Source organism: Kocuria sp. LUK (assembly GCF_021012935.1).
GTDB classification, from domain to species: domain Bacteria; phylum Actinomycetota; class Actinomycetes; order Actinomycetales; family Micrococcaceae; genus Kocuria; species Kocuria flava.
This window is the reverse complement of sequence record NZ_JAJMZI010000005.1, coordinates 315,894-339,736: the sequence shown is the minus strand read 5'-3', so window position 1 is coordinate 339,736 and position 23,843 is coordinate 315,894. Positions and strand designations below refer to the sequence as shown.

Here is a 23,843-nt window from a genome sequence, read left to right as displayed (position 1 = left end):
CCCCACCACGCACCACCACCCCCGGTCGAGCGGTCCGCACGGACCGCTCGACCTCGTGCACGACCGGCGCCCGGCCGCGGGGCCGCGGCGCAGGAGGGACACCATGCCGATCGTCTCCGACCGCACCCCGCGGGGTGCCCGGGAGCAGGGACCCGCCCCGGAGCCGACCGGGCGGGTCTCCCTGCAGCCCTGGACCCGGCAGATGGACGCCTACACGGGCCCCGACACGCTGCTGGACTTCAACCAGGTCGACAACGTCTGCCTCGACCTCACCGAGGCCAACTCCTCGGGCCAGGCGCAGCTGCTGATGAGCCGGCCCACCCGGCTGTCCACGATCGTCCACGACCGCGAGCAGTACGCGGCGGCCTCCCGCGCCGCGCGCTCGCTGCGCACGAAGATCCACGAGCTCTCCGTCCACCACGGCCTCGACGCCGCCTACCTCGCGACCGGCACGGCCTCCTGGCTGGCCCGGCCCCGCGGCTCGGACCCCACCGGCTCCGGGCAGCGCCGCTTCATCGCCCCGGTGCTGCTGGCGCCCGTGGCGCTGCGGTGGCGGGCCGACCTGGAGGACTTCGAGCTGCAGATCGTGGGCCGGGCCCGCCTGAACCCCGCCATGGTGCGTCGGCTGGCCGCGGAGCACGGCGTGGACCTCGCCGGGGCGGACCTCGCGCGCCTCGCCCACGGCACGCGCCGGCTGGACCCGGCCCCCGCCCTGGAGACCCTGCGCACCCTCGCCGGCGCGGTCCCCGGGATGCACGTCGAGCACCGGCTGCTCGTCTCGACCTTCGCCGACCTCCACGACCGCCCGGCCGACTCCTCGGTCGAGGCCCGCACCGACGTCGTGCGCGACCTCGCCCGGCTCAAGGACCCCACGGTGGGGCGGATGCCGCAGGCGCGGGAGGTCGTCAGCACGGCCCCGCCGACCGACGAGCGCGACCCCGCGGACGAGCTGCTGCTCGTCGACGCCGACGGCCCGCAGCAGGAGGTCCTCGACCTGGCCGCGCAGGGCCACTCGTTCGTGGTCACCGCGCCCCCGGGCACCGGGCAGATCGACACCGCGGTCAACACCGTGGGCACCCTCGTGGCGGCGGGCCGCACGGTGCTCGTGCTGGGGGAGCGGCGCACCACCCTCGCCGCGTTCCGCCGCCGGGTCGACGCCCTCGGGCTGGGCACCGCCGTGCTGCCGCTGTCCTCGCAGGTCTCACCGGCCGAGGTCGCCGAGCAGCTGATCCGGGCGGTCGCCCGCAACGAGCGCGCCGAGCGCCCGGAGCTGGGGGAGCTGCACGCCGCGCTGCGGGAGTCCCGGGACCGGCTCGCCGAGCACGTCCGGTCGCTGCACACCGTGCGCCCCCGGTGGCAGGCCTCCCCGTACCGGGCGGTGCAGGCGCTCGCCGAGCTCACCGCCCGCCGACCGGCCCCGGCCACCGCGGTGCGCTTCCCGCCCTCGGTGCTCGACGCCCTGCGGGACCGGGACGAGGCCGTGGCCCGGCTCGAGCACGCCGCCGAGCTCGGGGCCTTCGACGCCGGGGTGCTCGCGGGCCCGTGGAGCGGGGCGCGGCTGGTCAACGACGACGAGGCCCGCCAGGCCCACCGGCTCGCCCAGTCGCTGCTGCTGGAGCTGACGACTCTCGAGACCGGCATGCGCCACCTGCTCTCGACCTCGGGGATGCGGGCCGGTGCCACGGTGCCCGAGTGGGGCCGGCAGCTGCGGCTGATGCAGGAGGTCCGGGACTCGCTGACCCGCTTCACCCCGGACGTCTACGACCGCCCGGTCACGGACCTCGTGGCCGCGACCGCCCCGGCGGGGTGGCGGCGGGAGCAGGGGATCGAGATGACCGGCCTGCAGCGCTCCCGCCTGCGCAAGGCCGCCAAGGAGTACATCCGCCAGGGCGTGCACCTGTCCGACCTGCACAGCGCGCTGCTGCGGGTGGAGTCCGAGCGGCAGCGCTGGCAGGAGTGGGCCACGAGCCGGCGCCACCCGGCGGTCTCCGAGCGGGTCGACGAGATCGCGGCCGTGCACGCCCGGTTCGTGGAGGACCTCGAGGGGCTGTCCATCGCCCTCGAGGGCGCGCCGGCGGGGGCCGGGCTGCTCGGCCGGCCCGTCCAGGAGCTGCGGGAGGTCCTCGACGCCCTGATCAACGACGAGGCCAACCTCGAGCGCCTGCCCGAGCGCACCGTCCTGCTCGACGAGCTGCGCGGCCGGGGCCTCGGCGAGCTGATCGACGACCTCGTGCGCCGCGGCGTGCCGCGCCACGAGGTCGCGGCGGAGTTCGACCTGGCCCGCTGGCAGTCGGTGCTCGAGGCGATGGTCTCCGGCGACGAGTTCCCCGCGGCCGAGGGCGGGCCCGCGCTGCGCCGGCTCGAGTCGGCCTTCCGCCGTGCCGACGCCGCGCACGTGGCCTCCGGAGCCGGGCGGCTGCTGTGGCAGCTGGCGGAGCGCTGGCGGCGGGCCGTGCGCACGGGCCCGCGGGCCGCGGTGGCGCTGCGCGGGATGCTGCGCGCGGGGGCCGCCCCGCTCGAGGACGTCCTCGCCGAGGCGGGGGAGCTCGTGGACGCGCTCGTGCCCGTGTGGACCGCCAGCCCGCTCGTGCTCTCCGCGGCGCTGCCCGAGGAGCACGCCTTCGACGCCGTGGTGGTGCTCGACGCGGAGAGCTCCCCGCTGGCGGCGGTGCTGCCCGCGATCACCCGGTGCGAGCAGGTCATCGCGTTCGGCGACCCGCACGTGGGCCGGCCCCGGCCGTTCACCGTGGCGCCCACGGCCGGGTCCTCGGCCCAGCCCGTCGTGGAGGTCGACAGCGCCTTCGACGCCCTCTCCCGCGTGGTCCCCGGGCGGCTGCTGCGCACGATGCACCGCTCGATGGACCAGCACGTCTTCGACCACCTCAACGAGCACTTCTACGGGGGCCGGCTCACCCGGCTGCCGCACGGGGAGTCCCTCACGGGCACCACCCCCGTGCTCGACGTCGAGTACGTGCCCGACGGCATCGGCGCCCTGACCGCCGGGATCGAGGGCATCCAGGCGCCGGCGGCGGAGGTGCGCCGCGTCGTCGAGCTCGTCTTCGAGCACGCGGCCCGTCACCCCGACCGGTCCCTGGCCGTGGTCACGCCGAGCGCGGTGCACGCCGCCCGCATCGCGGAGGGCGTGCGCCGCCGGCTGCGGGAGGAGCCGGACGCGGCCGCGTTCTTCGCGCCCGGGCCCGAGTCCTTCCGCGTGGTGGACCTGCACCGGGCGGCCGGGATCGTGCGCGACACCGTGATCCTGGCCCTCGGCTTCGGCAAGACCGCCAACGGCCGCACGGTGCCCTACCTCGGCCAGCTCTCGGAGAAGCACGGGCGCCGGCACTTCGTGCTCGCCGTCACCCGGGCCCGGCACGCCACGCGGATCGTGACCTCCCTGCACCCCGGGGAGGTCGAGAGCAAGGGCCTCCAGCACGGCGCCCGCGACTTCGTGCGCGTCCTGGCGGCCCACCTCGGGAACGGGGCCGACGACGCCGGGCGCACGACCGCCGGCACCCACGAGGACGCACTCGTGGTCGACCTCGCCCGCCGGCTCGAGCGGCAGGGCGCCTCCGTGCGCCTGGACGTGGCCGGGGAGCTGGACCTCGTGGCGTGGGCGCAGACCGAGTCGCTGTCCGCCGGGGCCCTGCCCGCGCGCCGGGGCGGCGCCGGGCCCCTGCGCATCCCCGTCGCCGCGCAGTCCGACGGCTCCCGCACGGAGCTGTCCGTGCGCGAGCGCTCACGGCTGCGCCCGCAGCAGCTCGAGCGCACGGGCTGGAACCACCTCACGCTGTGGACCGTCGAGGTCTTCACGGACCCCGACACGGTCGCCGACCTGATCCGCCGCTACCTCGGCCTGCCCCCGCGCCCCGGGGCCCGGCCGGGACCTGATGCCGGGGAGCAGGACCGACGTGCCGGCTGAGCCGCCGGCCGGGCACCGGGAGCAGCCGCGGGACCTCGCCGGCCGCGGAACCGGGCCCGGTGCACCGGCGGACGGGGACGAGGCGGCGCGTTCCGGCGCCGGCGCTCCGGCCGCACCGGACCCCGGCGCGCCGGCGGAGGCGCCGCGCGCCGACGCCCCGTCGGCGCCGGCCGCCGGACCCGACCCCGACGCGGGCACTCCGGCCGGCCCGGCCGCCGGACCGGAGTCCGAGACCGGCGCCCCGGCGGGCGGCGCCGCGGCGGGGGCAGCGCCCGCCGACACCCCCGGGAGGCCGCTCGCCGGCGGCCCGGTCCGGCGCCGGCGCGGACCGCGCCGTGCGACCGGCGGCACCGCGGCCGGCGCCGAGCCGCGGCTGGCGGGCCTGGGCGCCCCGCCGCCGGTGCCCGAGGAGGACCGGGAGCGCGACCGGGACGGGCACGCCCGCGAGGAGTGGCTCAGGGCCCAGCGGCCCCCGCACTGGGACTGAGCGCGCCGGTCCCGCCCGGACCCTCCGGCCCGGACGGCCCGGGCGCGGGCACCAGCACGACGGTCGTGCGGCCGCCGCCCGCGGCGCCGGCCAGGCGCACCGCGTCCTCGTGGGCGGCCCCGACCACCAGCAGCCCCCGGTCCGCGGCGGCCCCGGCGTCCCCCGCCAGCAGCCCGCCGTCGCCCGGCGGCGGGTCGGCGGCGACCCAGAGCACCGGCAGCCCGCGGCCGAGGACGTCGCGGTGCGCTCCCGCGGCGTCGGGGGAGTGCACGACGTCGACGTGGTCCCCGGCGCGCACGTGGCGCAGCGCGCCGGGGTCGTCGATGCGCAGGGTCACGGCGGTCTCCCCCGGAGGTCGTCCGGCCAGGAGCCCGGGTCCCACCACGGCGGTCGCGGTCAGCGGCTGCCCCGGCACGACCGCCCCCGCGAGCGTTCGGCCGGCCAGCTCGGCCGGGTCCGCCGCGGCGCCCTCGGGGGCCAGTGCGCGGGGGTAGGCGGCGACGGCCAGGTCCTCCGCGGTCACGGGGCTGCCGGCGGGCAGGGTGCGGACGGCGACCACCACGGGCACGGTCGGCCCGTCCGGCGGGGCCAGGCGCAGCACCGCGAGGGTCAGAGCGGTGCTGAGCAGGGCCGCCGCGACCAGGCGCCGGCGGCGGGAGAGCGCGGTGCGCAGGTGCAGGGAGAGCGGATAGCGGCGGCGCGGGGAACGGGCGGTGCGGCTCATGCGCCGGACGCTAGCGCCGCCCGGCCCACGGCCGCCGCGCGGCAGCGGTCCTGGGGGAGCCGGCGGCCGCCCGGGCCGCGGTGGAGCGCGGACGCCGGGCCGTCGCACGGCCGGGCCCAGGGGTCCCCGTGCGGGGTCGGTGCGGGCACCGCGCCCCCGCACGGGGACCGGGGCTCAGGACGAGGAGGAGGCGCTCCCGGCGGCCGCGGGCGCGGGGGTGCTCCCGGCCGAGCCGGCGGAGGAGCCCGAGGAGGACGAGGCGCCCTCCGCGGCCCCGGTGGACGTCCCCGAGGACGACGGCGCGGCGGAGGAGCTCCCGGAGCCGCTCTCGCGGGAGTCGGTGCGGTAGAAGCCGGAGCCCTTGAAGACCACGCCCACGGTGTTGAACTTCTTGCGCAGCGCGCCGCCGCACTGCGGGCACTCGGTCAGGGCGTCGTCGCTGAAGGACTGGCGGATGTCGAAGGCGTGGCCGCAGTCCTTGCAGCCGTAGGCGTAGACGGGCATGGATCCTCCTGGGACGGTCGGCGCCGGACTGGCACTCGAGGGATGCGAGTGCTGATTCTACCGTGCCGGGGCGCCCGTCCACGCCGCGGGGCCCTCGCCGCCGGGGGCGCCGTCCGCGCCGTCCCGGAGGATCTCGGTGCCGCCCTCGGTGAGGGCGAGCCCGACCGGGGCGTCGAGCGGCTCGAGGGGCAGCCCGCCCGCGGGCAGCACCTCGTCGGCGAACACGCACACGGCGGTGCGCAGCTCGGGGTGGGCCGTGCGCGGCAGGTCCGCCAGGAAGCGGTCGTAGTAGCCGCCGCCGAAGCCCAGGCGCCCGCCGTCCCGGGAGACGGCCAGGGCCGGGACGAGCAGCAGGCCCACCGAGCGCATCACCTCCGCCCCGTGGCGGGTCCCGGCGGGCTCGCGCAGCGCGGCGAGCCCGCCCTCGTGCACGGCCGTCCCGGGCGTCCACCGGGCCCAGGCCAGGCGCCGTCCGGGCTCGCACACGGGCACCCACACCCGGTGCCCCCGGCGGTGGGCCGTGGTCAGCGCCGGCTCCAGCGGCGGCTCCGTGGGCATGGGCAGGAAGGCGGCCAGGTCCAGGTGGGACCGGTCCGCGAGCAGCTCTGCGACGTGCCGGTCGAAGCCCCGGGCGGCGTGCTCCCGGGCGGCCCGGGACCGGCGGGCCCGGGCCGCCCGCAGCCGCCGGCGCAGGCGGGCCTTGGCCTCGGCGGTGTCCGCGGGGGCGGCGTCGTGGGCGGGGGCCTCGGGGTCGGTCATCGTCGTCCTTCGCTGCTGCGGTCGGGCCGGCGCCCGGAGGGGTCGGCTTCCGCCGGGGCCCGCCCCGGCAGGAGCGGGCCCGGCGGGCGGGCGCGCCGGTGCTGTGAGGCTAGCCGCGGCCCCCGCGCCGTTCAACCGGCGCGGCCGGTTCCTCCGCTGGCCTGGAGCGCCGATCCGTTAGCCTGTGCCCATGAGTGGAAATCCCAACCCCCGCACGGTCCGGAAGGCCGTGATCCCCGCCGCCGGCCTCGGCACCCGGTTCCTCCCCGCCACGAAGGCCATGCCCAAGGAGATGCTCCCGGTCGTGGACCGGCCGGCGATCCAGTACGTCGTGCAGGAGGCCGTCGACGCCGGGCTGGACGACGTCCTGATGATCACCGGCCGCTCCAAGCGCGCCCTCGAGGACCACTTCGACCGCGTCCCGGTCCTGGAGCGCCAGCTCGCCGAGTCCGGCAAGGAGAAGCTGCTCAAGGAGGTCGAGCACGCCTCCGAGCTCGGCGAGATCCACTACCTGCGCCAGGCCGACCCCAAGGGCCTGGGCCACGCGGTGCTGCGCGCGAAGATCCACGTGGGCGACGAACCGTTCGCGGTGCTGCTGGGCGACGACCTGATCGACGCCCGCGAGGACCTGCTGCGGGAGATGATCGCGGTGCAGGAGCGCACCGGCGGCTCCGTCGTCGCCCTCATGGAGGTGCCCCGCGACCAGGTGAGCTCCTACGGCTGTGCGGCGGTCGTGCCCGTGGAGGGCGAGGAGTACGTGCGGATCGAGGGGCTCGTCGAGAAGCCCTCCCCGGAGGAGGCCCCGTCCAACCTCGCGATCATCGGCCGCTACGTCCTCCACCCCGGCGTCTTCGAGGTCCTCGAGAACACCCCGCCGGGCCGCGGCGGGGAGATCCAGCTCACCGACGCGCTGCAGACCCTGGCGACCCGCGAGGGCGAGGGCGGCGGGGTCTACGGGGTCGTGTTCAAGGGCCGCCGCTACGACACCGGCGACAAGCTCAGCTACCTCAAGGCCAACATCATCCTCGCGACGGAGCGGGACGACCTCGGCCCGGAGCTGTCCGAGTGGCTCAAGGAGTACGCCCGCTCCCTGCCGGCCGGCTGACGGACGCGCCGGTCGTGGCAGGAGCGTTCCGCTGGCCCGTGACCGTCTCCTGGGGGGACCTCCGGCTGCGCCCGCTGGGCCGGGGGGACCGCCGGGAGTGGGACGCGGTGCGCTCGCGCAACCGCGAGTGGCTGGACCCGTGGGAGGCGACCAACCCCGTCCCGGGCGGCGGGTCGCCGAGCTTCGCGCACTTCGTGCGCACCCTCGACCAGCAGGCCCGGCAGGCGACGGCGCTGCCGTTCGTGATCACCGAGCGGGCCCCGGGCACCGACCGGTTCGACCTCATCGGACAGCTCACGGTCTCCGGGATCTCGTGGGGGTCGTTCCTCTCCGCGACGCTGGGCTACTGGGTGGACCAGGAGCAGGCGGGCCGCGGCGTGGCGCCCATGGCCGTCGCGATGGCCACGGACTACTGCTTCCAGGGCCTCGGGCTGCACCGGATGGAGATCAACATCCGCCCGGAGAACACCAAGTCCCTGCGCGTCGTGGAGAAGCTCGGCTTCCGGGACGAGGGGCTGCGCAAGGACTTCCTGCACATCGGCGGACGCTGGACCGACCACCGCAGCTTCGCGCTCACCGCCCCGGAGGTGCCCGAGGGGCTCGTCCGCCGCTTCACCGGCTCGGATCGGCCCGCCGTGTGGCGGTGAGCGCGCCGCGCGTCCACAGGTGCCGTCCCCGCGGACCGGCGCGGTAGTAGGCTGTCGCTCACGGGAGCCCCGGCCCCCGCACGCGCCGGCGGGTCCCGTCGGCGTCCGCACAGCGCCCGCCCGTCCCGGCGGGCGGACGAACGAGGCAGGACCGCGAACGATGATCTGGGTGAGCAGCTCGGCCGTGCTGGCGGTGGTGTGCGCCCTGTCCCTGTACTGGGTCGTGCCGCGATGGCAGCGCCGCCGGACGGAGCCCCCGGCCGGTCACGGCGCCGCGCCCGTCGACGTGCTCCCCGCGGCGGGAACCGCGCCGCCCCAGGACGACCCGGCCCGGCCGGGCGCCCCCGTGTCCCTCCGACGAAGGACGACCATGGCGACCAACGACACCTCCCCCCGGCGCCCCGGCGGCGCCGCCTCCGCCCGCCCCGGGCACCTGCGCGTGAAGTGGGACCGGGTCGGCGTCCTCCTGGCCGGGTGCGCGGCCCTGCTCGCCGCCGCCGTCACCGCCGTCGTGGCACCGTTCTCGGCGGCCGTGGGCTGGGCGTGGCCGGTGCTCCTGCTCCTGCTGGGCACAGGCTGCGTCGTGGCGCTGCGCCGCCTCGCCGTGCGCGAGCACGCCGCCGCCCGCAGGGCCCGCCCCCGTCGCGCGGTGGCGGCTCCCGCGGCGGAGGACCCCCACGCGCCGCGCGAGGACGTCGCCCTGTTCGACCACGAGCACGCCGTGGCCGAGGAGGAGCGGGCGCAGGGGCTGCGCCGGGACCAGGAGCTCGACCTGCCCGCCGAGCACGAGCAGCCCGTGGCCGGCCCCGCCTTCACGGTCGAGGAGCTGCGGGCCGAGGCGCTCAAGGTGGCCCGCGCCGCCGACGGCGAGCAGCGGACGTGGGAGCCCGTGCCCGTGCCCCGGCCCACCTATGCGCAGGCCCCGGTGGTGCACCGGCCCGAGCCCGAGCCCCTGCAGGTCCCGGAGCGCCCGGCCGCCCGCTCGAGCACCCTCAAGGACGCCGCGCGCGCCGGTGCGGACGACGGCCGGAGCACCCTCGACCTGGACGACGTCCTCCGGCGCCGCCGGGCCTGAGCCGCACCGCCCGCCGGAGACCGCCGGCCGCAGCGCCCCCGCCCCCACCGGGTGGGGGCGCTGCCGTGTCCGGGTCCCGCGGTGCGTCGTGGGAGAGCGGCGGGTCGAGGCCGTGCGGCGGGTCGGGAGGTGCCGTGCGTCGGCACCGGGTGCCCGGGCCCGGGCCGTGCTGCGGGTCCGGGCGCCCCCGGTATCATCGCGGCAGACCCGGCGGGCGGCCCGCCCTCCCGGCCGCGACGCAGGAGGCAGGACATGACCGCAACGACCCACCGCGAGATCGAGCGCAAGTATGAGCTGCCCGAGGGCGCCGGGACCCGGGTCGACTGGGGCCTGCTGGAGGGACTGGGCGTCGCCGCGGAACCGGTCGAGCACCGCATGGAGGCGGTCTACTACGACACCGAGGACATGGCCCTGGGCCGCCGCCTGGTCGCCCTGCGGCGCCGGCGCGGCGGCGCCGACGACGGCTGGCACGTCAAGCACCACGAGCCCTCGGGCCGCCACGAGCTGCAGGTGCCCCTCCTGCGCTCGCCGGAGCGGATGCCGGCGGCCGTGCGCGGGCTGCTGGCCGGGCTGACGGGCGGGCGCCCGCTGGTCCCGATCGCGACGCTGCGCACCGTGCGCCGCGTCCTCGTGCTGCGCGGTCCCGAGGGAACCGACCTCGCGGAGGTCGCCGCGGACGACGTCGAGGCCGTCGACGAGCGCACCGGCACCGTGCGCACCTGGGCGGAGTGGGAGGTCGAGCTCCTGGACGGCACCCTCCCCGAGCAGCGGCAGGAGGAGGTCTTCGCCGCGGTGGAGGCGGTGCTGCGCGCCGCGGGTGGGAGGCCCTCGGCCTCCCGGGCGAAGATCGCCCGCGCCCTCGGGGCCGAGGACCCGGAGGAGGGGACGGCGGTCGACGACGACGGTGCTGCCGTCGCCGCGGCCGCCGCCGACGGGGGCGGCCGGCCGCAGCAGGGCAGCGGCACGGAGGGCAAGGGCACGAAGGACAAGAAGGACAAGGGCAAGGACAAGGGCAAGGACAAGGGCAGGGGCGAGAAGGGCGAGAAGAGCAGGGGCGGGAAGAAGAGGAGCATCCGTCCGGAGAGCAGCGGCACGACGGGTGACGGCACGGACAGCGGCGCGAAGCACAGCAGCACCCAGGCCGGGGGGAAGGACAAGCCCGGCGCGGAGCGCGTCATGACCGGGGCGGCGGACGCCGGGAGCGCCCCGGCGAACGGGGCGGGTCCCGGGACGGGGGAGGAGCTGCTGCGCACGCTCCTGGGCGAGCTGGCCGAGCGCCTCGTGCTCTGGGACTTCAAGGCCCGTCTGGCCGTGCCCGACGCCGTGCACCAGATGCGGATCGGGTCCCGGTCCCTGCGCAGCGTCCTGCGGGCGGCGGCGCCGCTGCTGGAGGGCACGGCCGGGGATGAGCTCGCCCTGCGGCTGCGCGAGCTGGCCCGCGCGCTCTCGGCGGCCCGGGACGCCGAGGTGACGGCGGAGCTGCTGCCCGCCCGGGCGGCGGAGCTCGGCGGAGGCGTGCCCGCCGCAGGGGTCGCGTCCCTGCGGCGCACCGCCCAGGAGCAGGCGGAGAAGGCGACCGCGGGGGTCCGCCGCCGGCTCGGCGGCCGGGAGCACCTGCAGCTGCTGGCCGACGTCCAGGCGTTCGCGGCCGCCCCGCCCGTCACGGACGCAGCGCGGGCGCTGCCGGCGCGGGACGCTGCCGACCGGATGCTGGTGCGCTCCCTGCACCGGGTCGAGCGGGTCGCCCGCCGGGCGCTCGAGGAGGAGGCGGCAGGAGCGCCGGGCGCGGCGCAGGACGCCGGAGCGGACCCCGGGACGGCGGCCGGAGCGCCGGGCGCGGCGCAGGACGGCGGCCGGCCCTCCGGCGCCGGGCCGGCCTCGGGCACGGACGCCGGCGCGGATGCGGAGCTGCGGTGGCACCTGGGACACCTGCACTCGGTGCGCAAGGCGGTCAAGCGCGTCCGCTACGTCGAGGCTGCCCTGCGCGACGCCGGGGTCCGGCCGCACAAGGCCGTCCGCCGCGCCGCCGCGGACGCCCACGAGTACCAGGACGCACTGGGGCGGATCATGGACGCCGTGGTCCTCGAGCAGTGGCTGGCCCGCACCGCCCGCTCGCTGCGCACGGCGCGGCAGGACCGCTACGCGGTCGGGCTGCTGCACGGCGCCGAGCTGGTCCGCCTGCGCACCGGGGCCGACGGCGGCCGGGAGCTGCTCGAGGTGCTGCTGGCCCAGCTGGAGGAGGACCTCGGCTGAGGCAGGAGCCGGCCCGGACCCGGGCCGGCGCGCCGCCGGAACGCCCCGGGACGGACGACGGCCCCCGCCCGGCGAGGTGCCGGACGGGGGCCGTCGTGCTGTGCGTGGAGCTAAGGGGAATCGAACCCCTGACCTTTTCATTGCGAACGAAACGCTCTACCAACTGAGCTATAGCCCCGGAAGCAACGTCGTTCATCTTATACATCCGCCCGCCTTTTCGCATCCCGGGTCCCGGGCGCGCCGCGGGCCCCGGCGGCGTGGGCGGCGCGGGCCCGGGCACCCGCGGACCGCGCGGTGGCCGGGCAGTCGGTAGATTGGCGGCCATGACCGCAGTGCCCGGGCCGGGACGGCCCGCCGACGAGACCCCCACCGGGGACACCCCGCCCGAGAACGCCCCCGCCGGCGAGGACGGTGCGAGCGGCGCCCCGGCGCCCGCGGACCTCGCGGTCGCCTTCGTGCCGGGGGTGATGCCCGGCAAGTGGTTCTTCCGCTGGCGCGACCGCAACCCCGGGCGGACCCTCGAGGAGCTCCCGCTGGAGACCGAGGACTGGGCGGCGGAGCTGGCCTCCGGCCGCGCCCACGCCTGCTTCGTCCGGCTGCCGGCCCATCCGCGCCCGGGCGTCGACGACCTCGCCGCGCTGCGCCGCGAGCACCGGGCGGTGGAGCTCTACGCCGAGCAGCAGGTCGTCGTGCTGCCGCGCGAGCACGAGCTGACCCTGCTCGACGAGGTGCCCGTCACCGAGCTGGTCGGCGAGGTGCTGCTGCAGGACCCCGCGTCGCTGCCCGAGCGCCAGCGGCTGCGCCCGGCCGGGGCCGCCGACCCGCCCCTGCCCGCGGTCGAGCGGGTCCGGGACGTCATCGAGCTCGTCGCGGCCGGGCTCGGGCTGGTCGTGGTCCCGATGTCGGTGGCCCGCCTGCACCACCGCAAGGACCTGGAGCACCGCGTCGTCCCGGACGCGGCGACGGTGACCGTGGCGCTGGTCTGGCCCCAGGACCTCCCCGACGAGCGCGAGGAGCTCGTGCAGGACTTCGTGGGCGTGGTCCGCGGCCGCGGGCGCAACAGCTCCCGCGGCGCCCGCACCGACCCCGCCCGTGACAGCGGCGCGGAGCGGGGGCGGGCGGCGGCGTCGTCGGCCCGGGGGAGGAGCGGTGGCGCCAAGGACGGCCGGGGCGCGGGACGCGGGACCGGGCGCGGCCCGCGGCCGGGGGGCGGCCGGGGCCGGCGGAGCGGTCAGGGCCGCGGCTCGGGCCGGCGCTGAGCCCGGGCGGCTACCGGCTCAGGGCCACCGTGTAGGACCACAGCTCCGAGGCGGTGCCCACCGGGCGCGGACGCCCGCCGTCCCCCTCCGCGGACCCGCCCCCGTGGGAGCGGGCGAAGTGCTGCGAGGAGGTCCACGCGGCGAACGACTCCTCGTCGGCCCAGCGGGTCAGCACGAGCCACTGGGTGCGGCCGTCGGAGGGGCGCAGCAGCTCGAAGCCCTCGAAGCCGGGCACCCCGGCCATCGAGTCGCCGCGGGCGGCGAAGCGCCGGCCCAGCTCGTCGCCGGAGTCGGCGGGGACGGTGATGGCGTTGATCTTCACGATGCTCATGCGCCCGATCCTGGCACACCGCCGTCCCGGCGCACCGGGCGCAGCTGCCCCGTCTCGGGCGGACCGGCCGGGCCGGCCCCGTCCTGGCGCAGCACGGTCTGGTTGACCAGGGGGATGTGCAGGCCCTCGCGGTCGAGCATCTTCTTCAGCCGCAGGCGCAGGGCGCGGGCCACGTCCCACTGCTTGAGCGGCACGGTGCGCACGGCCACGCGCACCGTCAGGGACTCGCCGGTCACGGCCTCCACGCCCCACACCTCGGGGTCCTCGGTGACGTACTCGCCGACCTTCGGGTCGTCGCGCAGCAGCGCGGCCTCGTGCACGATCAGCTCGCTCAGCAGCTCCACGTCGGTGTCGTAGGGCACGGGCAGGTCGAGCACGCAGCGGGCCCAGCCCTGGGACTGGTTGCCGACGCGCAGGATCTCGCCGTTGCGCACGTGCCACAGCGTGCCGTCCACCCCGCGGACCTGGGTCACGCGCAGGCCCACGGACTCCACCGTGCCGGTGGCCTCCCCGAGGTCGACGACGTCGCCGATGCCCAGCTGGTCCTCCGCCACCATGAAGATCCCCGACAGGTAGTCCTTCACGAGGGACTGTGCCCCGAAGCTCAGCGCCACGCCGGCGATGCCGGCCGAGGCGAGCACGGGCCCGATGTCGTAGTCGAGCTCGGAGACGACCATGAGCAGGGCCACGGCCCAGATCACCACGGTGGACACCGAGGAGAGCACGGAGCCGATGGTGTGGGCGCGCTGGGCCTGCCGGGCCCCGGCGAGCCCGGCGTCCTCGACCCAGCGCGGCCTGCCGCTCTCGAGCCGGCGCACGATCCGGGAGCGGGTGCCCCGGGCGATCCCGCCGGTGACCCGGCGGATCAGCAGGCGCACCACCGCGCTGAGCAGGACCGCGCCCAGCAGGACCACGAGGATCCGCAGGGGCTTGTCGAGCCAGAACTCCCACAGCGGGTCGACGGCGGCGGCCAGCGGGGAGGACGGCAGGGCGGGGGCGGGCAGGGACGACGGAACGGGGGAGAGCATGGGGGAAGCGTAGCGCCGCGGACGGGGCGGGGGCCGCGTCCCGGCGGGGCCTCCCAGGACACGCCCGGGAGCGTGCGGCACAATGGGCGGCGGCCTCCCGTGCCCGCCGCCCGCCCCCGACCCCGAGGACCCCATGAACCCGAGCACCCTGCTGCCCGTCGTCGAGACCGCCGCGGACCCCGCGGCCGAGGGCCTCGGCGGCGTCGCCGACTGGGCCGTGAGCGTCATGGAGGCGATCGGCGCCCCCGGCGCCGGGCTGCTGGTCGCGCTGGAGAACCTCTTCCCGCCGCTGCCCTCCGAGGTGATCCTGCCCCTGGCCGGATTCACCGCGAGCCGCGGCGACTTCTCCCTGTTCGCCGCGATCTTCTGGACGACCCTGGGCTCGGTGGTCGGGGCCGCGGCGCTGTACTGGCTCGGGGCGGCGCTGGGCCGCCGCCGGCTGCGCGTGATCGTGGACCGGATGCCCCTGGTCGACCTCCACGACCTCGACCGCACCGAGGCCTGGTTCGAGCGCCACGGCCGGGCGACCGTCTTCTTCGGGCGCATGGTGCCGATCTTCCGCTCGCTGATCTCGATCCCCGCCGGCGTGGAGCGGATGCCGTTCCTCGTGTTCGTGCTGCTGAGCACCGCGGGCTCGCTGCTGTGGAACACGGTCTTCGTGCTCGCCGGGTTCTACCTCGGGGAGAACTGGCACGTCGCCGAGCAGTACGCCGGGATCTTCTCCCGCGTCGTCGTGGTGGTCGTCGCCGCGCTCCTCGTGTGGTGGGTGCTCAAGCGGGTGCTGCGCAACCGCCGGGGGCTCTCCGACGCGGCCCGCCGCGAGCGCGGGGAGTCCTGACCCGGCCTCACAGCCACTTCTTGAGCTTGAACACGATGTAGAGCGCCACGCCGGTGACCAGCATCAGCCCCAGGGCCATGGGGTAGCCCCAGGCCCAGGCGAGCTCGGGCATCCGGTGGAAGTTCATCCCGTAGACGGAGCCGATCACGGACGGGGCGAAGAGGATCGCCGCCCAGGAGGAGATCCGCTTCATCTGCTCGTTCTGCTCGATCGCCGCCTCGTTCTGCCGGGCCGCCAGCAGCGCGGAGTCGAGCATGAGGGCGTTGGTGAGCGAGGCCTGGAAGGACTCGATCTTGTTGTTGACGAAGATCACGTGGTCCAGCACGTCCCGCAGACTGTGCCGCAGCTCGACGTCGGAGCCCGCCTGCCCCAGCTCCTCGAGGAACTGCTGCAGCTCCATCTCCAGCGGGGCCACGGCGCGGTGGAAGGCGCTGACCTCCCGGGTGAGCTGGTAGATGCGCTGGGAGACGAAGCCGTCGCCGGTGGCCTCGACGAGGGCGTCGGAGATCTCGTCCACGTCGTTCTCGACGCCCTCGACCACGGGGTAGTAGTCGTCGACCGTCTGGTCGAGCACCGCGTGCAGCACCGCCTCGGAGCCCCTGCTCAGCAGCCGCGGCTGGGACTCCACGCGCGCCCGGACCCGGCCGACGTGGGCGTGCTCGGAGTGGCGGACGGTGAGGACGAAGTCGGGGCCGGTCACCACGTGGATCTCCCCGAAGTCCACGGTCTCGGTCGCGTCGAGGTAGACGGCAGGGCGCAGCACCGTGAACAGGACCTCGCCGTAGCGGTCCAGCTTGGGGCGCTGACCGGCCTGCCGGATGTCCTCGACGACGAGCTCGTGCAGCCCGAAGTGCTCGGCGACCGCCCCCAGCTCGGCCTCGGTGGGCCGGTGCAGCCCGATCCACGCCAGCACGCAGCGCTCGCCGGGCTGCCCGCACGAGGGGTCCTCGGCGCGCAGCCGGTCGAGCAGCGCGAAGGTCTGCGCGAGGTCCTGCGGCTCGGCGAGGCGCTGACCGCCCCGGTAGACGACGTTGTCGACGATGCTCACCCCGCCATTGTCACCCCGCGGCGCCCCGCCGGCGGCCGTGACCGGTCGGGGCGGGAGGAGCGAGGGCCCGGGCCCGGCGCACCGGTCCCGGGCCCTCCGCGGGGAGCGGCGGTCTCCCCGCCGTCCCACCCTCGTCGCCGTGCCCCGGGCGCGGCAAGGCGGCGTCGGGCCGCGTGCGCGGGACGTCCGGGGCGGTGCGCGGCGCGGACGGCGCGCCGGTGGCACGGGAAGCGGGCGGGGGCGTTCCTAGAATGGAGCCCATGAGTCTTTCCATGGACACCCGGGTCGGTGCCTACGCGGTGGTCGTCCGGGACGGGGCGGTGCTGCTGAGCCACTGGAACCCCCGCCGCCCCGGCGTCCCCGGAGGGTGGAGCCTGCCCGGCGGCGGGATGGAGATCGGCGAGCAGCCCGCCGAGGCCGCGGTGCGCGAGGTCCGGGAGGAGACCGGCTACACGGTGGAGCTCGACGAGCTGCTGGGCGTGCACAGCCGGCACATGGTGGCCGGGGAGCGGCTGGACGGGCTGGCCCGGCCGTTCCACGCGCTGCGCGTCGTCTACCGGGCCCACGTCGTGGCCGGGTCGCTGACCCACGAGGTCGGCGGCTCCTCCGACGAGGCGCGGTGGGTGCCGCTGCCCGAGGTCGCCGGGCTGCCCCTCGTCGGCCTGGTGCCCGTGGCCCTGGCGATGGCCGGCCTGATCGCGGAGGATCCGGGAAGCACCGGCCCGGCGAGCACCGGCCCGGCGAGCACCGGCCCGGCGAGCACCGGCCCGGCGGGGGAGGGCCGATGACCCGCTGGGCCGCCTCCCCCCGGGGCCGCGCCGACCGTTCCGGGACCCGCCGGTCCTGGGCCCGCCGCGCCGCGCCCCCCGGGACGCGCCCCTCCCGGGGGGCGCGGGGTGCTGCCGCGCTCGCCGCGCTCGTCCTCCTCGCGGGGTGCACGGCTCCGGCGCCGCAGGAGCCGCAGCCCTCGCCGTCGGGCACCGCGGCCGCGCCCATCCGGATCGCGACCGGGCCCACGGACCAGACCGCGGTCCTGGCCCACGTCTACGCCGAGCGCCTGCGGGCGGCGGGCTTCGAGGCGTCCGTCGAGGACACGGGCGAGGACCCGGCGGGCCACCTCGCGGCCCTCGAGCGCGGAGAGGTCCGTCTCGCGGCCGACTACTCCGGGCACCTGTACCTGCGCCTGCGCTCGCAGCAGGTCCCCGTGCCCGGGGCCACCCCCACGGCGGCCCCGGGCGCCACGCCCTCGGCCGCCCCCACCGACCCGGCGCCGGAGGGCGGGCTGGCCGCGGACCTCTCCGAGCTGCTGGGCCTCGGGGACGCCCGGGCCGACGACGACGACGTGCTCGCCGGCGTGCGCGAGGTCCTGCCCGAGCACCTGCGGGTGCTCGCGCCCGCACCGGCGGAGAACCGGGTGGCGGTGGTCGTCACCCGGCCCACCGCGGTCGAGCTCGAGCTCTCCGACCTCGAGGACCTCGCCCCCGAGTGCGCGCAGCTGGTGCTCGGCACGGACCGCGCCTTCGTCGCCCGGCCGGAGGGCCGCGAGGGCCTCGAGGACGCCTACGGGTGCACCCCCGAGCGGGTGGTCCCCCACGGGTCGACGGAGGAGCTGGTCGGGGCCCTGCTGGCCGACGAGGTCGGGGCCGCCGCCCTGTTCACGGCCTCCCCGGAGATCGAGGACAACGCGCTCGTGGTGCTCGGGGACCCGCTGGACGTCTTCGTTCCGCAGCAGGTCGTGCCCGTGGCGGCCCGTGACCTGCCCGACGAGGCCGTGCGGGTGGTCGACGAGGTCTCGGCGGCGGTGGACACCGAGGACCTCGTGCTGATGACCCGGATGACCACGGCGCAGGACCCCTACACCCCGGAGGAGACGGCGCAGTACTGGCTGCGCGAGGAGCGGGACTGAGCCCGCCCTCAGGACACCCGGGCGCCTCCGGGGTGCCGGGCGACCTGGGAGTAGGGTGGAGCGCATGGCAGTGGTCAAGCAGTCCGAGAAGCTGAAGAACGTCCTCTACGACATCCGCGGGCCCGTCCTGGAGCAGGCGGAGCGCATGGAGGCGGAGGGCCACCGGATTCTCAAGCTCAACATCGGCAACCCTGCCCCCTTCGGCTTCGAGGCGCCGGACGCGATCCTCGTGGACATGATCAAGAACCTGCCCGACGCGCAGGGCTACTCGGACTCCCGGGGCATCTACTCGGCGCGCACCGCGGTGGTGCAGTACTACCAGACGCGCGGGATCATGAACCTCGACACCGACGACGTCTACCTGGGCAACGGCGTCTCCGAGATGATCACGATGTCCCTGCAGGCGCTGTGCAACCCCGGCGACGAGATCCTGGTGCCCTCCCCGGACTACCCGCTGTGGACGGCCTCCGTGGCCCTGTCCGGCGGCACCCCGGTGCACTACCGGTGCGACGAGGACAACGGCTGGAACCCCGACCTCGAGGACCTCGCGGCGAAGATCACCCCGCAGACCCGGGGCATCGTGATCATCAACCCGAACAACCCCACGGGCGCGGTCTACTCGCGGGAGGTGCTGCAGTCGATCGTGGACCTCGCCAAGGAGCACGAGCTGCTGCTGTTCTCCGACGAGATCTACGAGAAGATCACCTACGACGGCGCGCAGATGATCAACACGGCCACCCTCACGGGCGAGGACGTGCTGTGCCTGACCTTCTCGGGGCTGTCCAAGGCCTACCGGGTCGCCGGCTACCGCTCCGGGTGGCTGGCCATCACGGGCCCGAACTGGAAGGCCGAGAGCTTCATCGAGGGCGTCAAGCTGCTCGCCAACATGCGCATGTGCGCCAACGTCCCCGCCCAGCACGCCATCCAGACGGCACTGGGCGGGTACCAGACGATCAACGACCTCATCCTGCCCGGCGGGCGACTCAAGGCCCAGCGCGACCTCGCCCACCGGCGGCTCAACGAGATCGACGGCATCACGTGCGAGCAGGCCGACGGCGCGCTCTACCTCTTCCCCAAGCTCGACGTCGAGAAGTTCGGGATCGTCGACGACGAGAAGTTCGCCCTGGACCTGCTCAAGGAGCAGAAGATCCTCGTCACCCACGGCCGGGCCTTCAACTGGCCGGACCCGGACCACTTCCGGCTGGTGACCCTGCCCTCGGTCGAGGTGCTGGGCACGGCCCTGGACCGGATCGAGGAGTTCCTCTCCAGCTACCGCCAGTGACCGACCGGCCGGCCCGCGCGGCCGGTCCCGCCCAGGAGGCCCGCATGAGCGAGCACGGCACCCGCCCCGCCCCCGGCTTCGCGCAGGACATCCGCACGCTGCTGCGCGCCCGCCCCGGACTCTCCCTCGCGGCGGTGGACACCTCCGCGACCCCGGGCTTCGCCGGGGGCAAGAAGCTGGGCACGGCCCTGCGCGCGGGCCGCGAGCCGGAGCTGACCCGGCTGCAGCGGCTGATCTACGCCAACGCGACGGCCGGAGCCCGGCACCGGGTGCTGCTCGTGCTCCAGGGGATGGACACCTCCGGCAAGGGCGGGATCCTCCAGCACGTGCTGGGCGGGCTGAGCCCGCACGGCGTGCACACCCACGGCTTCGGGCGGCCCACCCCCGAGGAGGCCGCCCAGCACTTCCTCGTGCGGGTCCGGCGGCAGCTGCCGCGCCCGGGCGTGATCGGGGCCTTCGACCGCTCCCACTACGAGGACGTGCTCGTGCCCGTGGTGCACGGGGCGCTGGGGGGCCGGCAGCTCGAGCGCCGCTACGCCGAGATCCGCGAGTTCGAGCAGGAGCTGGCCGAGGACGGCACGATCGTGGTCAAGGTCTTCCTGCACCTCGGCCTCGCGGAGCAGCGCGAGAACCTCCTGGCCCGGCTGGCGGACCGCACGAAGCAGTGGAAGTTCGACCCCTCCGACCTCGAGGCCCGGCAGCGGTGGGACGACTACCAGGCCGCATACGAGCGCGCGATCGCGGCGACCGACGCCGACCACGCCCCCTGGTACGTGGTGCCCACGGACCGGAAGTGGTACGCCCGGGCGGTGGTCCAGGACCTGCTGATCACCGCGCTGGACGGCCTCGGCCTCGACTGGCCCGCCCCCGACTACGACGTGGCGCGGATGCGGCGGGCGCTCGAGCGCGGCTGAGCGCCCGCCGGTGCTCAGCCCTGCTCGCCGGCCTCCAGGTCCTCCCCGGCCTCGGCGCGGCGGGCACGGGCGGCCTCGAGCCGCTCCCGGGCGCCGTCGAGCCACTGCTCGCACCGGGCGGCCAGGGCCTCCCCGCGCTCCCACAGGGCCAGGGACTCCTCGAGGGACGTGCCGCCGGCCTCGAGCCGGGTGACGACCTGGACCAGCTCCTCCCGGGCCTGCTCGTAGCCCATGGTCTCGATGTCGGTCAGGTCGGGTGCTGCGGGGTGGTCGGTGCTCGCCATGGGTGCGGCCTCTCGTGCGGTGGGACGGGGAACGGTGGAGCTCGGGGGCGGGGAGCCGGGCGGGCTCACGCAGGACCGGGGCGCTCGCCCGGGCGCCGGGCGGAGACCGTCTCGGCGCGCACGCCCAGCTCGCCGGCGGCCAGGCGCACGCCCAGGGCGTCCCCGGGCCGCACCGCGGCGGCGTCGGCGACCACGGAGCCCGTGCCGTCGACGACCACCGCGTAGCCGCGCTGGAGCGTCTCCTGCGGGGACAGGGCGCGCACCCGGGCGCGCAGGTGGCGCACGGCGTCGCGCTCGCGCAGGGTGCGGGCGTCGACGGCGGCCAGCGCCCGGGTGCGCAGCCGGTCGACGTCCTCCTCGCGCAGCAGCAGCATGCTCTCGGGCTGGGCCAGGGCCGGACGGGAGCGCACGGCCGCGAGTCCGGAGGCCTCCCGGTCCAGGAAGGAGCGCACGGCCCGGTCGAGGGAGGCGCGGGCGCGGGCGACCCCGGCGCGCTCCTCGACGACGTCGGGGACGATGCGCTTGCCGGCGTCGGTGGGGGTGGAGGCCCGCAGGTCGGCCACCCAGTCCAGCAGCGGCTGGTCGTTCTCGTGCCCGATGGCGCTGACCACGGGGGTGCGGGCGGCGGCCACGGCGCGCACGAGCGACTCGTCGCTGAAGGCCAGCAGGTCCTCGAAGGACCCGCCGCCGCGGGCGATCACCACGACGTCGACCTCCGGGTGGGCGTCGAGCTCCTGCAGGGCCCGGGTCACCGCCCGGACCGCGCCCGCGCCCTGCACGGCGACCTCGCGGATCTCGAAGCGCACGGCGGGCCAGCGCAGCGTCGCGTTGCGCACGACGTCCTTCTCGGCGTCCGAGTTGCGCCCCGTCACGAGCCCGATCCGCCGGGGCAGCAGCGGCAGGGGCTTCTTGCGCGCGGGGTCGAAGAGCCCCTCCTCGCCCAGCGCGCGGCGCAGCCGCTCCAGCCGCTCGAGCAGGTCCCCCAGGCCCACGGGGCGGATCCCGCGTCCGAGCATCGACAGCCGGCCGGTCTTCGTCCAGAAGTCGGGCTTGAGCTGGGCCACGACCCGCATGCCCTTCTCGAGGGGGCGGTCGAGGTGGGCGGTCTCCGCGGCGAAGAGGGTCACCGGCACCGAGATCTCGTCCTCGACGTCGCGCAGGGTCACGTAGGTGACCCGCGCCCGGCGGTTGAGCTCGATGATCTGGCCCTCGACCCAGGTCGGGGCGCACCGGGCGATGTAGGCGTGCAGGTTCTCCGAGAGCAGCCGCAGCGGCCACGGGTTCTCCGGCGTCGTGCGGTCGGCGCGGGCGGGCAGCTCCCGCTCCCGTCCCCCGGGGGGCTCCTGCTGCGGCTGGGCGAAGGTCATGGTCCATGCTTACCACCCGTGGCCGACGCGGCACCGCCCGCGTCCACCGGGGCCGCGGCGCCCCTGCGTACAGTGGTGCGGTGACCTCCCCCGCCTCCCCCCGTGCCCGACGACGGGCCACCACCGTCCTGCGCACCGGCCTCGGCACGGTGCTCGCCCTCGCCGCGGCCGGTCTGGTCGCGGTCCTCGTGCCCCTGCACTGGGCCGAGGACACGGTCGTGTCGCAGGAGGGCTTCACGCGCACCGCCGGGGTGCTCGCCGAGGACGCGGCGTTCCAGGAGGACCTCGCCCGCGCGGCGGTGCGGCGGGCGGTCGGGACCGTGCTGGGGGAGCGCAGCTCGGGCATCGGCTTCCTGGACCGGATCGTGGCCGACACCGCACGGAAGGCCGGCGACGCGGCCGCGGGACTCTCCGCCCAGCCGGCCTACCAGCAGGCCTGGCGCGACGCGCTCGTGCGCACGCACGCGGCGAACGTGCCGCAGGACGGGGGGACGCCGCCGAAGGACCTGGTCCTGGACGTCCAGCCGCTGCTGCGGGCCGCCGACGCCGCCCTGCAGGACGCCCTCGGGCGGGACCTGGGGCTGGCCGAGCGCGAGGGCCGGCTGACGGTGCCCGGGTCCGGGACCGGCCGGATGATCGAGACGGGCACCCGCCTGACCGACCTGGCCGTGCCGCTGACGGCGGCCGCCGTGGTCCTCGGGATGCTCGCCCTGCTGGTCGCCCGGCACCGCTTCGCCGTGCTCGGGGTGCTGGGCCTGGGCTCCCTCGCCGGGCTGGGGCTGGTCTGGGCCGCCGCGCAGGAGGCGGTGCGCCGGATCTCGGGCCCGCTGGGCGCGGACCCGCTGGTGTGGCTGGTCTCCGACCGCGTCCTCGAGCTGCTCACCCACTCGCTCGCCGAGCGGATGGCTGCGGCCGCCTGGGCCGCCGGGATCACGGGCGCCGTGGGCGTGGCCGGGGCGGTCGTGGTGTCGTCCGTGTCACGGCGCCGGAGGCGGACCACCGCGTAGCATGGGCCCCATGCCCACGACCGTTGACCTCGCCATGCCCACCGTCCCCCGCCGGCGGCGCTCGCCGGAGGAGGTGGCCGCCGCCGCGCCCGTGGCCGGCCCGCGGAAGGTGCTGCTCGCGTCCCCCCGCGGCTACTGCGCCGGGGTGGACCGCGCCGTGATCGCGGTGGAGAAGGCGCTGGAGCACTACGGGGCGCCCGTCTACGTGCGCAAGGAGATCGTGCACAACAAGTTCGTCGTCTCCTCCCTGGAGGAGCAGGGCGCCGTGTTCGTCGACGAGACGGACGAGGTCCCCGAGGGGTCGCTGCTGATCTTCTCGGCCCACGGCGTCTCCCCGGCCGTCGTGGAGTCCGCGAAGGAGCGCGAGCTGCGCACCATCGACGCCACCTGCCCGCTGGTCACCAAGGTCCACCGCGAGGCCGTGCGCTTCGCGCGCAACGACTACGACATCCTGCTCATCGGCCACGACGGCCACGAGGAGGTCGAGGGCACCGCGGGGGAGGCCCCCGAGCACATCCAGGTCGTCAACAGCCCCGACGAGGTCGACCGGGTCGTGGTCCGGGACCCGGAGCGGGTCGTGTGGCTGTCCCAGACGACGCTGAGCGTCGACGAGACCCTGGAGACCGTCCAGCGGCTGCGCGAGCGCTTCCCCTCCCTGCAGGACCCGCCCAGCGACGACATCTGCTACGCGACCTCCAACCGCCAGACCGCGATCAAGAGGATCGCCCCGGACGCCGACCTCGTGATCGTGGTCGGCTCGGCGAACTCCTCGAACTCCGTGCGGCTGAAGGAGGTCGCCCTCGAGTACGGCGCCCGCCGCGCCGAGCGCGTGGACTTCGCCAACCAGGTGGACGAGGCCTGGTTCGAGGGCGTCGCCACGGTGGGCGTGACCTCCGGGGCCTCCGTGCCGGAGGTCCTCGTCCAGGACGTGCTGCGCCTGCTCGCCGAGTACGGCTACGGCGAGGTCGAGGAGGTCGTCACCGCCGAGGAGGACGTCCTGTTCTCCCTGCCCAAGGAGCTGCGCGCCCGGCTCACCGCGGCCGGGGACACCTCCCACCGGCTCGGCGGCCGCGGGGCGCGCCCCACCCGCTGAGCCGCGGGCGCAC

General features: G+C 76.6%; 21 protein-coding genes and 1 tRNA gene. 13 read left to right on the top strand and 9 right to left on the bottom strand.

Annotated elements, in window-relative coordinates; genetic code table 11:
• The first annotated feature begins 103 nt into the window (after positions 1–103).
• Positions 104–3,919 (top strand): hypothetical protein, encoded by a 3,816-nt coding sequence (locus LQU92_RS11500; protein WP_230780832.1) that lies wholly within the window; start codon positions 104–106, stop codon positions 3,917–3,919.
• A gap of 455 nt (positions 3,920–4,374) precedes the next feature.
• Here LQU92_RS11500 and cpaB read toward each other — a convergent pair whose 3' ends face one another.
• The 3 genes from cpaB to LQU92_RS11485 form a co-directional block, all read right to left on the bottom strand.
• The gene (gene cpaB, locus LQU92_RS11495; RefSeq protein WP_230780830.1) at positions 4,375–5,130 is read right to left on the bottom strand and encodes a Flp pilus assembly protein CpaB; all 756 of its coding nucleotides are present in this window, start codon (positions 5,128–5,130) and stop codon (positions 4,375–4,377) included.
• 174 nt (positions 5,131–5,304) lie between these two features.
• Complete coding sequence (locus LQU92_RS11490; protein WP_230780828.1) at positions 5,305–5,634, bottom strand: FmdB family zinc ribbon protein; 330 nt, start codon at positions 5,632–5,634, stop codon at positions 5,305–5,307.
• A gap of 57 nt (positions 5,635–5,691) precedes the next feature.
• Positions 5,692–6,393 (bottom strand): 5-formyltetrahydrofolate cyclo-ligase, encoded by a 702-nt coding sequence (locus LQU92_RS11485; RefSeq protein ID WP_230780826.1) that lies wholly within the window; start codon positions 6,391–6,393, stop codon positions 5,692–5,694.
• Positions 6,394–6,583: 190 nt separating this feature from the next.
• On the opposite strand from LQU92_RS11485, the gene galU reads away from it, so the two are divergent.
• The 4 genes from galU to LQU92_RS11465 all read left to right on the top strand — a co-directional run bounded on the left by galU (position 6,584) and on the right by LQU92_RS11465 (position 11,473).
• Positions 6,584–7,498, top strand: a complete 915-nt coding sequence (galU, locus tag LQU92_RS11480; protein ID WP_058859303.1) for a UTP--glucose-1-phosphate uridylyltransferase GalU — start codon at positions 6,584–6,586, stop codon at positions 7,496–7,498.
• A gap of 14 nt (positions 7,499–7,512) precedes the next feature.
• Positions 7,513–8,145 carry a GNAT family N-acetyltransferase gene (locus LQU92_RS11475; protein WP_230780825.1) on the top strand — a complete coding sequence of 211 codons (633 nt, stop codon included), beginning with the start codon at positions 7,513–7,515 and terminating at the stop codon, positions 8,143–8,145.
• 160 nt (positions 8,146–8,305) lie between these two features.
• Positions 8,306–9,220, top strand: a complete 915-nt coding sequence (locus LQU92_RS11470; RefSeq protein ID WP_374229698.1) for a hypothetical protein — start codon at positions 8,306–8,308, stop codon at positions 9,218–9,220.
• 252 nt (positions 9,221–9,472) lie between these two features.
• Positions 9,473–11,473: a CYTH and CHAD domain-containing protein gene (locus LQU92_RS11465; protein WP_230780822.1), complete on the top strand. Its 2,001-nt coding sequence runs from the start codon at positions 9,473–9,475 to the stop codon at positions 11,471–11,473.
• A gap of 105 nt (positions 11,474–11,578) precedes the next feature.
• On the opposite strand, the gene LQU92_RS11460 is transcribed toward LQU92_RS11465, so the two are convergent.
• Positions 11,579–11,651, bottom strand: a tRNA-Ala gene (locus LQU92_RS11460).
• Between the two features lie 145 nt (positions 11,652–11,796).
• On the opposite strand from LQU92_RS11460, the gene LQU92_RS11455 reads away from it, so the two are divergent.
• Entirely contained in the window at positions 11,797–12,732 is a 936-nt protein-coding gene (locus tag LQU92_RS11455) for a LysR family transcriptional regulator substrate-binding protein (RefSeq protein ID WP_230780820.1), read from the top strand.
• Between the two features lie 10 nt (positions 12,733–12,742).
• On the opposite strand, the gene LQU92_RS11450 is transcribed toward LQU92_RS11455, so the two are convergent.
• Positions 12,743–13,063, bottom strand: coding sequence for an antibiotic biosynthesis monooxygenase (locus tag LQU92_RS11450; RefSeq protein WP_101851953.1), 321 nt, complete (start codon positions 13,061–13,063; stop codon positions 12,743–12,745).
• Entirely contained in the window at positions 13,060–14,091 is a 1,032-nt protein-coding gene (locus LQU92_RS11445) for a mechanosensitive ion channel family protein (RefSeq protein WP_101851954.1), read from the bottom strand. Before LQU92_RS11445 ends, LQU92_RS11450 begins: the two co-directional genes overlap by 4 nt.
• A 133-nt stretch (positions 14,092–14,224) precedes the next feature.
• Between LQU92_RS11445 and LQU92_RS11440 the strand changes: the two genes are divergently transcribed.
• On the top strand, positions 14,225–14,929 hold the full coding sequence (locus LQU92_RS11440; RefSeq protein WP_058859956.1) for a DedA family protein: 705 nt from the start codon (positions 14,225–14,227) through the stop codon (positions 14,927–14,929).
• A gap of 7 nt (positions 14,930–14,936) precedes the next feature.
• Here LQU92_RS11440 and LQU92_RS11435 read toward each other — a convergent pair whose 3' ends face one another.
• Positions 14,937–15,977 carry a magnesium and cobalt transport protein CorA gene (locus LQU92_RS11435; protein ID WP_230780818.1) on the bottom strand — a complete coding sequence of 347 codons (1,041 nt, stop codon included), beginning with the start codon at positions 15,975–15,977 and terminating at the stop codon, positions 14,937–14,939.
• Between the two features lie 260 nt (positions 15,978–16,237).
• Between LQU92_RS11435 and LQU92_RS11430 the strand changes: the two genes are divergently transcribed.
• The 4 genes from LQU92_RS11430 to LQU92_RS11415 all read left to right on the top strand — a co-directional run bounded on the left by LQU92_RS11430 (position 16,238) and on the right by LQU92_RS11415 (position 20,079).
• Positions 16,238–16,765 carry an NUDIX hydrolase gene (locus tag LQU92_RS11430; RefSeq protein WP_308071628.1) on the top strand — a complete coding sequence of 176 codons (528 nt, stop codon included), beginning with the start codon at positions 16,238–16,240 and terminating at the stop codon, positions 16,763–16,765.
• On the top strand, positions 16,762–17,883 hold the full coding sequence (locus LQU92_RS11425) for a glycine betaine ABC transporter substrate-binding protein (RefSeq protein ID WP_230780816.1): 1,122 nt from the start codon (positions 16,762–16,764) through the stop codon (positions 17,881–17,883). Before LQU92_RS11430 ends, LQU92_RS11425 begins: the two co-directional genes overlap by 4 nt.
• A 64-nt stretch (positions 17,884–17,947) precedes the next feature.
• On the top strand, positions 17,948–19,165 hold the full coding sequence (locus LQU92_RS11420; RefSeq protein WP_058859295.1) for a pyridoxal phosphate-dependent aminotransferase: 1,218 nt from the start codon (positions 17,948–17,950) through the stop codon (positions 19,163–19,165).
• A gap of 44 nt (positions 19,166–19,209) precedes the next feature.
• Positions 19,210–20,079 carry a PPK2 family polyphosphate kinase gene (locus LQU92_RS11415; RefSeq protein ID WP_230780814.1) on the top strand — a complete coding sequence of 290 codons (870 nt, stop codon included), beginning with the start codon at positions 19,210–19,212 and terminating at the stop codon, positions 20,077–20,079.
• A 14-nt stretch (positions 20,080–20,093) separates the two neighbouring features.
• Here LQU92_RS11415 and LQU92_RS11410 read toward each other — a convergent pair whose 3' ends face one another.
• The gene (locus LQU92_RS11410; protein ID WP_230780811.1) at positions 20,094–20,363 is read right to left on the bottom strand and encodes an exodeoxyribonuclease VII small subunit; all 270 of its coding nucleotides are present in this window, start codon (positions 20,361–20,363) and stop codon (positions 20,094–20,096) included.
• Positions 20,364–20,428: 65 nt separating this feature from the next.
• Positions 20,429–21,730 (bottom strand): exodeoxyribonuclease VII large subunit, encoded by a 1,302-nt coding sequence (gene xseA, locus LQU92_RS11405; RefSeq protein ID WP_230780809.1) that lies wholly within the window; start codon positions 21,728–21,730, stop codon positions 20,429–20,431.
• A gap of 80 nt (positions 21,731–21,810) precedes the next feature.
• Here xseA and LQU92_RS11400 point away from each other — a divergent pair, with 80 nt between their 5' ends.
• On the top strand, positions 21,811–22,737 hold the full coding sequence (locus LQU92_RS11400; RefSeq protein WP_230780807.1) for a hypothetical protein: 927 nt from the start codon (positions 21,811–21,813) through the stop codon (positions 22,735–22,737).
• A gap of 10 nt (positions 22,738–22,747) precedes the next feature.
• The gene (locus tag LQU92_RS11395) at positions 22,748–23,830 is read left to right on the top strand and encodes a 4-hydroxy-3-methylbut-2-enyl diphosphate reductase (RefSeq protein ID WP_101853088.1); all 1,083 of its coding nucleotides are present in this window, start codon (positions 22,748–22,750) and stop codon (positions 23,828–23,830) included.
• Positions 23,831–23,843: the final 13 nt, after the last annotated feature.

Excerpts from the sequence above, each read along its gene's own strand:
- LQU92_RS11500 (WP_230780832.1), top strand. The coding sequence starts at position 104 with ATGCCGATCGTCTCCGACCGCACCCCGCGGGGTGCCCGGGAGCAGGGA.
- cpaB (WP_230780830.1), bottom strand. The coding sequence starts at position 5,130 with ATGAGCCGCACCGCCCGTTCCCCGCGCCGCCGCTATCCGCTCTCCCTG.
- LQU92_RS11490 (WP_230780828.1), bottom strand. The coding sequence starts at position 5,634 with ATGCCCGTCTACGCCTACGGCTGCAAGGACTGCGGCCACGCCTTCGAC.
- LQU92_RS11485 (WP_230780826.1), bottom strand. The coding sequence starts at position 6,393 with ATGACCGACCCCGAGGCCCCCGCCCACGACGCCGCCCCCGCGGACACC.
- galU (WP_058859303.1), top strand. The coding sequence starts at position 6,584 with ATGAGTGGAAATCCCAACCCCCGCACGGTCCGGAAGGCCGTGATCCCC.
- LQU92_RS11470 (WP_374229698.1), top strand. The coding sequence starts at position 8,306 with ATGATCTGGGTGAGCAGCTCGGCCGTGCTGGCGGTGGTGTGCGCCCTG.
- LQU92_RS11465 (WP_230780822.1), top strand. The coding sequence starts at position 9,473 with ATGACCGCAACGACCCACCGCGAGATCGAGCGCAAGTATGAGCTGCCC.
- LQU92_RS11455 (WP_230780820.1), top strand. The coding sequence starts at position 11,797 with ATGACCGCAGTGCCCGGGCCGGGACGGCCCGCCGACGAGACCCCCACC.
- LQU92_RS11450 (WP_101851953.1), bottom strand. The coding sequence starts at position 13,063 with ATGAGCATCGTGAAGATCAACGCCATCACCGTCCCCGCCGACTCCGGC.
- LQU92_RS11445 (WP_101851954.1), bottom strand. The coding sequence starts at position 14,091 with ATGCTCTCCCCCGTTCCGTCGTCCCTGCCCGCCCCCGCCCTGCCGTCC.
- LQU92_RS11440 (WP_058859956.1), top strand. The coding sequence starts at position 14,225 with ATGAACCCGAGCACCCTGCTGCCCGTCGTCGAGACCGCCGCGGACCCC.
- LQU92_RS11430 (WP_308071628.1), top strand. The coding sequence starts at position 16,238 with ATGAGTCTTTCCATGGACACCCGGGTCGGTGCCTACGCGGTGGTCGTC.
- LQU92_RS11425 (WP_230780816.1), top strand. The coding sequence starts at position 16,762 with ATGACCCGCTGGGCCGCCTCCCCCCGGGGCCGCGCCGACCGTTCCGGG.
- LQU92_RS11420 (WP_058859295.1), top strand. The coding sequence starts at position 17,948 with ATGGCAGTGGTCAAGCAGTCCGAGAAGCTGAAGAACGTCCTCTACGAC.
- LQU92_RS11415 (WP_230780814.1), top strand. The coding sequence starts at position 19,210 with ATGAGCGAGCACGGCACCCGCCCCGCCCCCGGCTTCGCGCAGGACATC.
- LQU92_RS11410 (WP_230780811.1), bottom strand. The coding sequence starts at position 20,363 with ATGGCGAGCACCGACCACCCCGCAGCACCCGACCTGACCGACATCGAG.
- xseA (WP_230780809.1), bottom strand. The coding sequence starts at position 21,730 with ATGACCTTCGCCCAGCCGCAGCAGGAGCCCCCCGGGGGACGGGAGCGG.
- LQU92_RS11395 (WP_101853088.1), top strand. The coding sequence starts at position 22,748 with ATGCCCACGACCGTTGACCTCGCCATGCCCACCGTCCCCCGCCGGCGG.